General features: G+C 69.2%; 7 protein-coding genes. 1 reads left to right on the forward strand and 6 read right to left on the reverse strand.

Annotated features, from left to right (window positions below; translation table 11 throughout):
• Window positions 1-2 precede the first annotated feature (2 nt).
• Window positions 3-1835 (reverse strand): acetolactate synthase large subunit, encoded by a 1833-nt coding sequence (locus AFR_RS37080; protein WP_023561969.1) that lies wholly within the window; start codon window positions 1833-1835, stop codon window positions 3-5.
• Between the two features lie 147 nt (window positions 1836-1982).
• Entirely contained in the window at window positions 1983-4367 is a 2385-nt protein-coding gene (locus tag AFR_RS37085; RefSeq protein ID WP_023561970.1) for a putative bifunctional diguanylate cyclase/phosphodiesterase, read from the reverse strand.
• A gap of 146 nt (window positions 4368-4513) precedes the next feature.
• On the opposite strand from AFR_RS37085, the gene ilvD reads away from it, so the two are divergent.
• Window positions 4514-6361 carry a dihydroxy-acid dehydratase gene (gene ilvD, locus AFR_RS37090; protein ID WP_023561971.1) on the forward strand — a complete coding sequence of 616 codons (1848 nt, stop codon included), beginning with the start codon at window positions 4514-4516 and terminating at the stop codon, window positions 6359-6361.
• Between the two features lie 574 nt (window positions 6362-6935).
• On the opposite strand, the gene AFR_RS37095 is transcribed toward ilvD, so the two are convergent.
• The 4 genes from AFR_RS37095 to AFR_RS37110 are packed head-to-tail and all read right to left on the reverse strand — an operon-like array spanning window position 6936 to window position 12584.
• Window positions 6936-9353: a glycoside hydrolase family 2 protein gene (locus AFR_RS37095; protein ID WP_084298261.1), complete on the reverse strand. Its 2418-nt coding sequence runs from the start codon at window positions 9351-9353 to the stop codon at window positions 6936-6938.
• The gene (locus AFR_RS37100) at window positions 9353-10240 is read right to left on the reverse strand and encodes a carbohydrate ABC transporter permease (RefSeq protein WP_023561973.1); all 888 of its coding nucleotides are present in this window, start codon (window positions 10238-10240) and stop codon (window positions 9353-9355) included. Before AFR_RS37100 ends, AFR_RS37095 begins: the two co-directional genes overlap by 1 nt.
• On the reverse strand, window positions 10237-11244 hold the full coding sequence (locus tag AFR_RS37105; protein WP_202963965.1) for a carbohydrate ABC transporter permease: 1008 nt from the start codon (window positions 11242-11244) through the stop codon (window positions 10237-10239). Before AFR_RS37105 ends, AFR_RS37100 begins: the two co-directional genes overlap by 4 nt.
• A 56-nt stretch (window positions 11245-11300) precedes the next feature.
• Window positions 11301-12584 carry an ABC transporter substrate-binding protein gene (locus AFR_RS37110; RefSeq protein ID WP_023561975.1) on the reverse strand — a complete coding sequence of 428 codons (1284 nt, stop codon included), beginning with the start codon at window positions 12582-12584 and terminating at the stop codon, window positions 11301-11303.
• Window positions 12585-12604 lie beyond the last annotated feature (20 nt).

Below are 12604 nucleotides of genomic sequence, written 5' to 3' on the forward strand. Positions count from 1 at the left end.
GGTCACAGGTCATCCTCTTCGAAGCTGGGGCGCACGTCACGGGCGAACATGATCTCGTCGTTGCTGGTGCCGGCGGCGACCATCGGCCAGACCATGGCGTCCTTGCCGACCGTGAAGTCGATGACCACGGGCCGGTCGTTGATCTCCATGGCCGCCTTGATCGTCGCGTCCACGTCCGCTTTGGACTCGCAGCGCAGACCGACACAGCCCAGCGCCTCGGCGAGCTTCACGAAGTCGGGGATGCGGTGCTTGTGGGTGCCCAGCTCGGTGTTGGAGTAGCGGCCCTCGTAGAACAGGGTCTGCCACTGCCGGACCATGCCGAGGTTGCCGTTGTTGATGACGGCGATCTTGACCGGGATGCCCTCCAGCGCGCAGGTCGCGAGCTCCTGGTTGGTCATCTGGAAGCAGCCGTCGCCGTCGATCGCCCACACCTGGGTGTCGGGGCGGCCGACCTTGGCGCCCATCGCGGCGGGCACGGCGTATCCCATGGTCCCGGCGCCGCCGGAGTTGAGCCAGGTGCCCGGCTTCTCGTACTTGATGAACTGCGACGCCCACATCTGGTGCTGCCCGACACCGGCCACGTAGATCGCGTCGGGGCCGACCAGCTCGCCGATGCGCTCGATCACGTACTGCGGGGCGAGCGTGCCGTCGGTCGGCTCGTCGTAACCGAGCGGGTACCGCTCCCGCAGGTCGTTGAGCTGCGCCCACCACGCCGGGTAGGAACCGGTGCCGCCGGCGCTGCCGGAGACGGCCGCGATCAGCTCGTCGATGACGTGCCGCGCGTCGCCCACGATCGGGACGTCCGCGTGGCGGTTCTTGCCGATCTCGGCGGGGTCGATGTCGGCGTGCACGACCTTCGCCTCGGGGGCGAACGTGTCGAGCTTGCCGGTGACCCGGTCGTCGAAGCGGGCGCCCAGGGTGACCAGCAGGTCGGCCTTCTGCAGGGCAAAAACGGCCGGAACCGTGCCGTGCATGCCGGGCATGCCCAGGTGCTGCGGGTGCGAGTCCGGGAACGCGCCGAGCGCCATCAGCGTGGTCACGACCGGGATGCCGGTCTGCTCGGCGAGCTTGCGCAGCCCGTCGGTCGCGCCGGCCTTGAGCACACCGCCGCCGACGTACAGGACGGGGCGCTTGGCCGCGGCGATCAGCCGGGCCGCCTCGCGGATCTGCTTGCCGTGCGGGTGCAGCGTCGGCCGGTAACCGGGGAGGTCCAGCGTGGGCGGCCAGGAGAACATGGTCGCGGCCTGCTGCACGTCCTTGGGGATGTCGACCAGGACCGGGCCCGGGCGTCCCGACAGCGCCAGGTGGAAGGCCTCCGCCATGATCTGCGGGATCTCCTCGGGCGTCTGGATCAGGAAGTTGTGCTTCGTGATCGGCAGCGTGATGCCCTGGATGTCCGCCTCCTGGAAGGCGTCCGTCCCGATCGAGGCCCGGGCCACCTGGCCGGTGATCGCCACGATCGGCACCGAGTCCATGTAGGCGTCGGCGATCGGCGTCACCAGGTTGGTCGCGCCGGGGCCGGAGGTGGCGATGCAAACGCCGACCTTGCCGGTGGCCTGCGCATATCCGGTGGCGGCGTGGCCCGCGCCCTGCTCGTGGCGGACCAGGATGTGCCGGACCTTGGAGTCGTAGAGCGGGTCGTACGCCGGCAGGATCGTCCCGCCGGGAATCCCGAACGCCACCTCGACGCCGAGCGCCTCGAGCGACCGCACGAGCGAACCGGCCCCGGTGACGGGGGTCGGCGACACCGTGGCTACGGCCGGGGCACCGGCAGCCGCCGCGACGGTGGCCGGGGTGGCGCGGTGGGCGAGGGTCTCGGGTGTGGGTCTCGTCATGACGCTGACCTTCGTTCGTTTCGGATCCCGTTACGTGAGCAACAAAAAAGGCCCTCGTGCCGAAGCACGGGACCTAGCGCACTCTCCTCACTCCTGCTGGAGGGAGAGTGCGCTCACATAAGTACTCGGGACGACAAGCACATGCGGCTAAGACTGCCCCATCTCACGAGGTGCGTCAACTGATCTCACATCCTGGTCACCCGTTCGCGAGACTTCCTCGTCGGCGAAGGCCGGATCGGTCGGCAGCAAGGCTCTGACCTGCCGCATTCCCGGCCCCAGCATGATCACCTGACTGCGGGCGGGCGCGCTCGGCGGGGTTACGGGACGAATTCGCTGAGCCGGCACCGGACGCGCGCCGGAGGATCGGACAGTCTCCAGCTGCGCCTCCAGGTGCTCGGCGGGCACACCCCAGCCGAACAGCGAACCCTGGCCGAGCCGGCAGCCGGCCTCCTCGACGATCGCTCGCTGCGCGGGTGTGCCGATGCCCTCGGCCAGCACCTCGAGCCCGAGCCGGTGACCGAGCCGCACCACCACGTCGACGAGCGGCGCGGCGGTGCCGGTGCGCGACTCCGGCTCGGCGACCAGCGCGTGGTCGATCTTCAGGATGTCGACGGGGAGGTTGCGCAGCTGCCCGAGGGAGGAATAGCCGGCGCCGAAGTCGTCGAGCGCGATCCGTACACCGGTCGAGCGCAGCTCGCACAGCCGCCGGATCAGCTCGTCCATGTCGGTGGCCACGGCGTGCTCGGTCACCTCGAGCACAAGACGCTGCGGGGGCACGCCGTATTTCTCGAGGACACCGGCGACCTGGCCCGCGTAGTCGGCGGCGTGCAGCTCCTTGGGCGAGAGGTTGACCGACACCCAGACGTCGTGGCCGCCCGCGAGCCAGAGGGACAGCTGCCGGCAGGCCTGGTCGAGCACCCACGAGCCGATCATGCTGATCAGCCCGGACTCCTCGGCGACCGGGATGAACTCGTCGGGGCGGACCGAGCCCAGGTCGGGGTGGTGCCAGCGCAGCAGCGCCTCGGCCCCGACCGGCCGCATGGAGGGCAACGCGACCACCGGCTGGAAGACCAGGCGTAGCTGCTTGCGGTCGATGGCGTGCCGCAGCTCGTTCTCCAGCACGCTGTGGCGGCGCAGCAGCTCGTCGTAACGCTTCTCGTACCGCTCGACCCTGTTCTTGCCGCGCTGCTTGGCGTACCGCAGGGCCAGGTCGGCGTCGCGCATCAGCTCGCCGGTGTCACCGGGCGCGGGCGAGTCGGCGACCCCCACGCTCGCGGAGAGGAAAACCGAGCCGTCCTCGGTGTCGTACGGCTCACCGAGCACCGCGAGCAGCCGCTTGCCCGCGACCATCGCCTCCTCGGGTGTCGCCCACATCAGCACCGCGAACTCGTCACCGCCGAGGCGCGCGGCGACGTCACCCTCGCGGAGGTTCGCGCGGAGGCGCTCACCGACCTCGACGAGCACGGCGTCACCGATGTCGTGCCCGCGCATGTCGTTGACGTTCTTGAAGCCGTCCAGGTCGAGGCCGACCAGCACCCGGGGCCGGTCACGGACACCGGGCTCGCGCAGCGCCCGGACCAGACCGCGGCGGTTGGCCAGCCCGGTCAGCGGATCGGTGTGGGCGAGCTCCCGGAAGTGCGACTCGCGCAGCCGCAGCCGCAGTGTGTAGCGCTTGACGTCGGCCAGGGCCAGATATTGACGCGCCACCAGCGCAAAACCCTCGACGCTGGACCCGACGAAGCCGAACACGTCGAAGACCCCGCCGACCGCCAGGTGATATCCGAGGGCGCCGACCATGGCCGCCATCGGCACGAAGGCGTACCCGGTGTTGCGCTGGGTGATGTCACCGACGACCTCGACCGGCCGGTCGGCGATCTTGATCGCGTGGGCGACGACCACCAGGCCGGCGGGCAGCAGCAGAGCGCTGAGCAGCACGACGATCGGCCAGCTCTGACAGATGCCGCCGGACAGCGCGGTGGCCGCGACCGCGACCACGCTCACCCCGGCAGCGACCCGCACGGTGATGTGCCGGGGCCGGTGGGCGTGCAGGGCGAGCACCGCGGTCAGCCCGATGGCGATCACCGCGACACCGGCGGGCAGCAGCATCGACAGGCACCGGGCCGGGGTCTGGTCACCGAGGAGCCGGGTCGGCTCGGCGACGAGCACCCAGCCGACGAACCAGATCGCCGCGCCGACGACAAAACCGTCGATCAGCAGCCGGAACGCCGCGCCGGGGCTCTCCGCGGCACCGGGCAGCAGCAGCGTGCCGGCCAGGAGGGTGAGAGTGCCCAGCGCCATCGCCACAGCCACGGCCGAGCCGAGCTGCGCCGGCCCGTGCGCCAGGAACAGGTCGCTGAGCAGGCCCGCGAGTGCGGCCGCGGTGGTCACAGCGGCACCGGCCGCGAGTGTCAGGTGGGCGCGCCGGGCGGCATCGGTGTGCCGGCGACCGGAATTGCCCAGCAGCGCGACGGCCGGGACAGCGACAAGGAGGCTCGCCAGCCCGGCCAGCTCCACGCCGGACGGTGAGTGCACGGGGACACTCTGCCGTACTGAACGACTTTTCGGGAGCTGACCGATCGACCGGTTTCGAACCGCAACTCACGTTTGCCGTCCCGCGCAGTGGACTTCGTGTCCACCGGCACAGGTGCGGTCCTTACCGGCGGTGGCAGTATGTAGTCATGCCTGAGCTGCGCTCCCGGACCTCGACCCACGGTCGGACGATGGCCGGCGCGCGCGCCCTGTGGCGCGCCACCGGCATGACTGACGACGATTTCGGCAAGCCGATCGTCGCCATCGCCAACAGCTTCACCCAGTTCGTACCCGGCCACGTCCACCTCAAGGACATGGGCGGCCTCGTCGCCGACGCGGTGTTCGAGGCGGGCGGCATCGGGCGCGAGTTCAACACGATCGCCGTCGACGACGGCATCGCGATGGGCCACGGCGGCATGCTCTATTCGCTGCCCAGCCGCGAGCTCATCGCCGACGCCGTCGAATACATGGTGAACGCGCACTGCGCCGACGCCCTCGTCTGCATCTCGAACTGCGACAAGATCACCCCCGGCATGCTGATCGCCGCGCTGCGTCTCAACATCCCCACCGTGTTCGTCTCCGGTGGCCCGATGGAGGCCGGCAAGACGATCGCCATCGAGGGTGTCGTGCACGAGAAGCTCGACCTGGTCGACGCGATGAGCGCCAGCGCCAACGAGAACGTCACCGACGAGCAGCTCGACACGATCGAGCGGTCGGCCTGCCCGACCTGCGGGTCGTGCTCCGGCATGTTCACCGCCAACTCGATGAACTGCCTGACCGAGGCGATCGGCCTGGCACTGCCGGGCAACGGCTCGACGCTGGCGACCCACGCGGCCCGCAAGGCGCTGTTCGAGCGGGCCGGCGAGCTGATCGTCGACATCGCGAAGCAGTACTACCAGAACGACGACGAGTCGGTCCTGCCGCGCTCGATCGCCAACCGTGACGCGTTCGAGAACGCCGTTGCGCTGGACGTCGCGATGGGCGGCTCGACCAACACGGTCCTGCACCTGCTGGCCGCGGCCCGCGAGGCTGAGATCGACTTCAGCGTGGCGGACATCGACGCGGTCTCGCGCCGGGTCCCCTGCCTGTCGAAGGTCGCCCCGAACAGCCCGAAGTACCACATGGAGGACGTCCACCGCGCCGGCGGCATCCCCGCTCTGCTCGGTGAGCTGCACCGCGGCGGGGCGCTCCGGCCGAACGTCCGCTCGGTGCACTCCCCCGACCTCGACAGCTGGCTGCAGGAGTGGGACATCCGCAGCGGCCAAGCGAGCGAGAAGGCGCTGGAGCTCTTCCACGCCGCGCCCGGCGGCGTCCGCACGACCCAGCCGTTCTCCACGACGAACCGCTGGGCCACGCTCGACACGGACGCGGCCGAGGGCTGCATCCGCTCGGTCGAGCACGCGTACACGGTTGACGGCGGCCTGGCGATCCTCTTCGGCAACCTCGCCCCGGACGGCTGTGTCGTCAAAACCGCCGGCGTGGCCGAGGAGCTGTGGAAGTTCAGCGGCCCGGCCCGCGTCTTCGAAAGCCAGGACGACGCGGTCGACGGCATCCTCGGCAAACGCGTGCTCGCCGGCGACGTGGTCGTCATCCGCTACGAGGGTCCGCGCGGTGGCCCCGGCATGCAGGAAATGCTCTACCCGACCTCGTTCCTCAAGGGTCGCGGCCTGGGCAAGGCCTGCGCGCTCATCACCGACGGCCGCTTCTCCGGCGGCACCTCGGGCCTCTCCATCGGCCACGTCTCCCCCGAGGCGGCATCCGGCGGTCTCATCGCCCTGGTCCAGACCGGCGACGAGATCACCATCGACATCCCGGGCCGCACGATCACGCTCAACGTCACCGACGAGGAACTGGCCCAGCGGCGGCACGAGGAAGAGCGCCGGCCGAAGCCGTACTCACCGGTCGACCGCCAGCGCACGGTCTCGGCGGCCCTCCGGGCCTACGCCTCGATGGCGACCAGTGCCAGCGACGGCGCCTACCGCAAGGTCCCCGAGTAACCCTTTCCGTACGCACACAGAAGTCGACCGGCCTCCCACGCGAAGCTCCGCGCGGGTCAGGCCGGTCGACCGTCTTCCGGGCTGATCCGGTGGTCCCGCAAACGGCTCGCCGGGATCCCCGAAGCCTGACACCATCGGCGTCATGCAGTCCTGCGGCCCGTCGATGATGCGCCCCCTCGCGGGGTTCTCCGGCGTGCGGTAATCACCCACCGATCGAGTCCCCGCCCTCGTGCGGGGACGACGTCTGTCCGGAGCATCCGGGCGCTCTCGAACGCGTCGAGGAGACGAACTGGTTCTTCCGGCTGTCGCTGTACGAGCGGCGGATCCTCGACGTCCTGGAGTCGGGGCAGGTCCGGATCGAGCCGCCCGAACGCTTTGTCCGGGCGGGTCTGCGGGAAATCAGTGTCTCGCGGCCGGCCGCGCCGACGGCTGGGGCATCCCGGTGCCCGGCGACCCGGACCAGGCGATCTACTGCCCACGAGCATTCTGGTCCACGACTATCCGAGCTCCCGGACCGGATCGACGCGGCCGTCGCCGCGGGCCGGCCTCGGTGGAGGCCGGTCGCGGCGACGGATCAGGACAGGTCGTTGACGCAGCGCAGGACCGGGCGCGTGGTCAGCGCGGTCGGTTCCAGGCCCGCGCCGCCCCGGATCATGAACGTTGCCTGCTCACCCGGCAGCAGCGTCACGCCGGACTCGTCCACCTCGGTGGACGGGTCCAGGCGGTCCGGGTGCAGTGTGAGGTCTCGCAGGATGTTGTGTGCGGTGATACGGACCCGGGCGTCGTCACCGATGGCTTCGAACGTTGCGTCGAACTTGGCCGGTGGCCACGCGATGTCCTTGTCCTCGGCGAAGAACCACCACGCCCGGTGCTCCTCCGCCTCGGCCACCAGGAACTCGTGCGCCGCGTCGCCGGCCGCGCCGACCTCCGCGGGCAACGGCAGCGTGATGGCGGCGCCCGGACCGACGGTTGCGCCGATCGCCACCTCGGCCTCGACAACCCCCGCGACGGTACGCCGGGAGACGGTCGCCGACAGCGGCCAGTCCTCGGCGGAGTCGTTGACCGCCACCAGATGCGGCACGCCGTCCCGGGGCTGAACGGTCAGCAGCCGTGGGGCGTACGAGCGGCGCAACGCGTACCAGAGGGGCTTTTTGCGACCGTCGCCGTCGACCGCGGCCCAGGAGGTGACCGGCCAGCAGTCGTTGAGCTGCCACATGATCGCGCCCATGCAGACGGGTCGCAACGACCGGAAGTGCTCGATGCCGACCGACAGTGCGCGGGCCTGGTTGAGCTGTGTCAGGAAGTGCCAGTCGTCGAAGTCGCGTGGCGCGGGCAGGTGCGCGTCGAGACCCCGTTGCAGTTTGCCGTCGCCGCCGATCGCCTTCTGGTGCGCCTGCATGCCCGGCGAGTCGTGGGTCAGTGGCTCGTCGGAGATGGCCCGGCGCAGCGTCGCGTACACCGGTGGCGCCTGGTATCCGAACTCCGCGACGAACCGCGGCCGGTACTCGCGGTACTTGAGGTAGTCGTCGGTGTTCCAGACGTCCCAGATGTGCGTCGTCCCGTACGCGGGGTCGTTCGGATGTTTGTCGTTACGCCCCGAGTACGGGCTGCCCGGCCAGTACGGCCGGCTCGGGTCCTCCTCGGCGACGATGCGCGGCAGCACGTCGAAGTAGAAGCCGGCGCCCCACGACTTGTCACCGAGGCTGTCCTTCCAGCCCCAGTCCTCGTGACCCCAGATGTTCTCGTTGTTGCCCGTCCACATCATCAGGCTGGGGTGACTCGACAGCCGCACCACGTTCTCGCGCGCCTCCGCCGCCAATTCGGTGGCAAAGGGCTCCTCCTCCGGGTACGCCGCACAAGCGAACAGGAAGTCCTGCCCCACCATCAGGCCCAGCTCGTCGGCGAGGTCGTAGAAGTCCTCCGACTCGTACCGGCCGCCACCCCAGATCCGCAGGTAGTTGACGTTCGCGTCGATCGCCTGGGTGAACCGGGCCGCGAGGCGTTCGCGGGTGACCCGGTTGGCGAAGACGTCGTCCGGGATCCAGTTGACACCCCGGACGAACACCGGCGTCTCGTTGACGAGCAGCGTGAAGGCACTGCCCTCGCTGTCCGGCGTGGTGTCGACGCGTACCGATCGGAAGCCGATCTTGCGGTGCCAGGTGTCCAGGGGTGCGGCGTCCGGCCCGGCCAGGGTCACGTCGAGGTCGTAACGGGGCTGGTTCCCGTACCCTCTCGGCCACCAGAGCTGGGGATCGTCGACCGTGAGGGAAAGGACGGCCTCGTCCTCCTCGGTCTGGATCTGCATGCGCCGGCCGGCGACGGTCGCGGCCAGCGTGACCGGCCCGGCGGTCTCCCGCTCGAGGCGCACGCGAACGTCGACCGTGCCCACACCGTCGGCCACCGCGACCTGCGGGCGGACCTCGGCGAGGCGCGCCACCGACCAGCTGTGCAGGCCGATCGGCTGCCAGATCCCGGCGGTGACGAGCGTCGGGCCCCAGTCCCAGCCGAAGTTGCAGGCCATCTTGCGGATGAAGTTGAACGGCTCCGGGTAGGCGTTCGGCCGGTCACCGAGCCGCTCCTGCTGCGCCTCGGCGTAGCTGTAGGCGGAGTCGAAACGGACGCGGAGCTGGTTTTCGCCGTCGCGGAGCACCTCACGGGCGTCGAAGCGGTAGCCGCGGTGCATGTTGGCGGTGCGGCCGAGCTCGACACCGTTGAGGATGACGGTGGCGACGGTGTCCAGGCCCGCGCAGACCAGGTCCGCGCGCCCGTCACCCCGCGTGTGCTGGAAGACGGTCTCGTAGACCCAGTCGGTACGCCCGATCCAGGCGAGTTTCTTCTCGTTCTCGTCCAGGTACGGGTCGTCGATCAGGCCCGCGGCGAGCAGGTCGGTGTGCACACAGCCGGGCACCACGGCGGCGACGCTGTCCACGTCGCCGCCGGTGAGCGCCCAACCATCGTGCAAAGGTCGGTACGAGGTCACAACACTCCTCATCAGGACTTGACGGCGCCTTCCATGATCCCCCGAACGATCTGCCGCCCGCCCAGCAACAGCAGCACGAGCAGTGGGACAGTCGCCGCGAAGGCGCCGGCGAGCACCCGGCGGTAGATCACGTAGTTGCCGCTCGCCAGGTCGGAGAGCGCCACCATCGACGTCGGGAACTCGGTGCCGTTGAGCTGGATCAACGGCCACTGGAACTCGTTCCAGGTCGCCACGAAGGTGAGCAGACCCAGCACGGCCAGCGCCGGACGGATGGCCGGCAACACGATGCTCCAGTAGACGCGCATGGTCAGCGCGCCGTCCATCCGGGCGGACTCGACCAGCTCGTCCGGCACCGAGTGCATGATGAACTGCCGCATGTAGAAGACGCCGAACGCACTGACCAGGAACGGCGCGATGACCGACAGCAGGGTGCCGTTCCAGCCGAGCTTGCCCATCAGGATGTAGAGCGCGACGATGCCGAGCTGGTTGGGCACGGTCAGCGTCAGGATCACCACGACCATGAGCTTGTCGCGGCCGGGGAACCGCAGCTTGGCAAAGGCAAAACCGGCCAGCGAGCAGAAGAACAGCGTCGACACCGTGACCACGGAGGCGACGATGAAACTGTTGATCAGCGACGCCGCGAAGTAGACCTGCTGCAGGGTGAAGACCTCGCGCAGGTTGTTCATCAGCTCGCCGCCGGGAACCACGGACGGCGGGATCTGCGAGACTGCCTCGTCGGTGCTGGTGGCGATGACGAACATCCAGTACAGCGGGAACGCCGACAGCGCCAGGAAAGCGACCAGGGCGACATAGGTACGCCAGGTGCCGCGGGTGTCCTGAGGTGCACGACCGATTTCGGCCCGGCGCCGCGGATTGAGGCGGGGTGCGGTCGTGGTCATCGGCGTCCTCCTCCGAGGCGGTTCGTCACCAGGGCGTTCAGGGCGGCGACGATGAGGATGATCAGGAACAGCGCCCACGACATCGCGGCCGCGTACCCGAGGTTGAGGTCCTTCCAGCCGACCTTGTAGATCAGCTGCGCGATGGTCTGCCACTGCCCGTTCGAGCCGCCGGACGCGGCCGCGGGGTTCTCCTCGAACAGCATCGGTTCGTTGAAGAGCTGCAGGCCGCCGATGGTCGAGAGCACGACGGTGAAGATCAGCACCGGCTGGATCATCGGCACGGTGATGCGCCACAACTGCCGCCACGGGCCGGCGCCGTCGACGGCCGCCGCCTCGTAGACGTCCTTCGGGATCGACTGCATCGCCGACAGGTAGAGCAGGGCGTTGTACCCGATCCACTTCCAGTTGACCATCGTGGCGATGGCGATCCAGGAGCTCCACTTGTACGCCCGCCAGTCCAGCGGATCACTCTGGCTGCCGAAGCCGACCAGGGACAGCAGCCAGTTCGCCATGCCGTTGTCGCGGGAGAACACGACGGCGAAGACCAGCGTCGAGGCGGCCACCGGGGTCACGTACGGCAGGAGCACGCCGACCCGCCACCAGGAGGTCGCGCGGAGCTTGCGGTTGAGCAGGTTGGCCAGCATCAGCGCGATCAGCAGCTGCGGGACGGTGGCCAGGATGAAGATGCCGAACGTGTTGACCAGGGCGTTCCAGAAGTCCTCGTCGTGGATGAGCCGCTCGAAGTTCGCGAGACCGGCCCAGCCCGTCAGGGTCGGGTCGTCGAGCCGCCAGTTGCGCAGCGCGACGATGCCGTTGAAGACGATCGGGAAGAGCCCAAAAACGGCGAAGAGCAGGAAGAACGGAGAGAACAACAGGTACGGCACACGCTTGTTGTCGAAGCGGTGCAACCAGTTGCGTTGTTTGCTCTCGGGCTCGGGGGCGCGTCGCTGCGCCGGTTCGGCTGCGGGGGCCGGGGGTGCGCTGCGGGTGAGGGACACAGCCACTCCTTCCGTTCAGCGGCGGGGCGGCCCTGTCCGGACCGCCCCGCCGTCGATTCGTCTTAGGAAGTGGCGGCCTTCTGGGCTGCCTTGACAGCCTCGGGCCACGCGGCCTCGGGCTTGAGCGACCCCTGCTGCACGCGGGTGATCACGTTTTCCACCGCGACGCGGGTCGGGCCGTTCTTCTTGCCCAGGTACTGCGGCTTGAGCCCCTCCGCCGTGGCGGCGAAGATCTGCCCGGTGGGCGCGTTGCTCATGAACTCCTTCTTGTAGTCCAGCACCGCGGCGTCCTTGTAGAGCGCGGGCTGCGACGGCAGGTTGCCGACGGTCTTGAAGACCTCGATCTGCTGCGCCGGCTGGACCATCCACTCGACGAACTTGTACGCCTCGTCGGTGTTCTTGCCCTGGCTCGGGATGGTCCACCAGGAACCGCCCCAGTTACCGCCGCCGCCGGGGATCGCGGCGATGTCCCACTTGCCCTTCTGCTCGGGCGCGGTGTCCTGGATGTGGCCGAGCATCCACGCCGGGCAGGCCAGCGTGGCGAACTGGTCCTTCTTGAAGCCCTGGTCCCAGTTGGGCTGGAAGCTGGCGAGGTTGGCCGAGAGCCCGGCCTCGATCGCCTTCATGCTGACGTCGAACGCGACCTTGGGGCCGACGTCCATCTGCAGCGCCTCGGACTCGTCGTAGAAGCCCTGCGGCTGCTGGGCGAGCACCGGGTTGAACATGTTGGTGCCGGAGTCGACGAACTTCTTGTCGGTCGCCGCGACGTACTTCTTGCCGGTGGCGATGAAGTCGTCCCAGGTCGGCCACAGCTTCGAGACCGACTCGCGGTCGGTCGGCAGGCCCGCCGCCTTGAACAGGTCGGTGCGGTAGCACATGGCCAGGCCGCCGACGTCCGTGCCGAGGCCGATCTGCTTCTTGTCGGCGGACATCGACTGCTGCCACTTCCACGGCAGGTACTTCGGCTCGTAGCTCGCCGCACCCTTGTCGAGCAGGTTGACGAACTTGTCCGACTGACCGCGGAACTGGACGATGAAGCCCTCGTCGACCGCAGAGATGTCGGGGGCGCCGCTGCCGGCGACCAGCTTCTTCTGCAGGTCCTCGTGCTGGGCGTTGTACTCGCCCGAGTTCAGCACGATCTTGACGTTCGGGTGGTCCTTCTCGTACGCGGCCTTGAGCTTGTCCAGGCCCATGTCGCCCCAGAAGTTGACCTTCAAGGTGATCTGACCGTCGGCGGCCTTGTCGCTGCCACCCTCCAGGCTCTGACCACTGCAGCCCGCGATTGCCAGGGTTCCGGCGAGGCCGGCAGCGACAAGCGCTACGCCCCGCTTGGCGAACCGTTCCATTACTCCTCCACCCAAGGGAA

This window comes from Amorphoplanes friuliensis DSM 7358 (genome assembly GCF_000494755.1).
Lineage (GTDB): Bacteria > Actinomycetota > Actinomycetes > Mycobacteriales > Micromonosporaceae > Actinoplanes > Actinoplanes friuliensis.

Excerpts from the sequence above, each read along its gene's own strand:
- AFR_RS37080 (WP_023561969.1), bottom strand. The coding sequence starts at position 1,835 with ATGACGAGACCCACACCCGAGACCCTCGCCCACCGCGCCACCCCGGCC.
- AFR_RS37100 (WP_023561973.1), bottom strand. The coding sequence starts at position 10,240 with ATGACCACGACCGCACCCCGCCTCAATCCGCGGCGCCGGGCCGAAATC.
- AFR_RS37110 (WP_023561975.1), bottom strand. The coding sequence starts at position 12,584 with ATGGAACGGTTCGCCAAGCGGGGCGTAGCGCTTGTCGCTGCCGGCCTC.
- ilvD (WP_023561971.1), top strand. The coding sequence starts at position 4,514 with ATGCCTGAGCTGCGCTCCCGGACCTCGACCCACGGTCGGACGATGGCC.
- AFR_RS37095 (WP_084298261.1), bottom strand. The coding sequence starts at position 9,353 with ATGAGGAGTGTTGTGACCTCGTACCGACCTTTGCACGATGGTTGGGCG.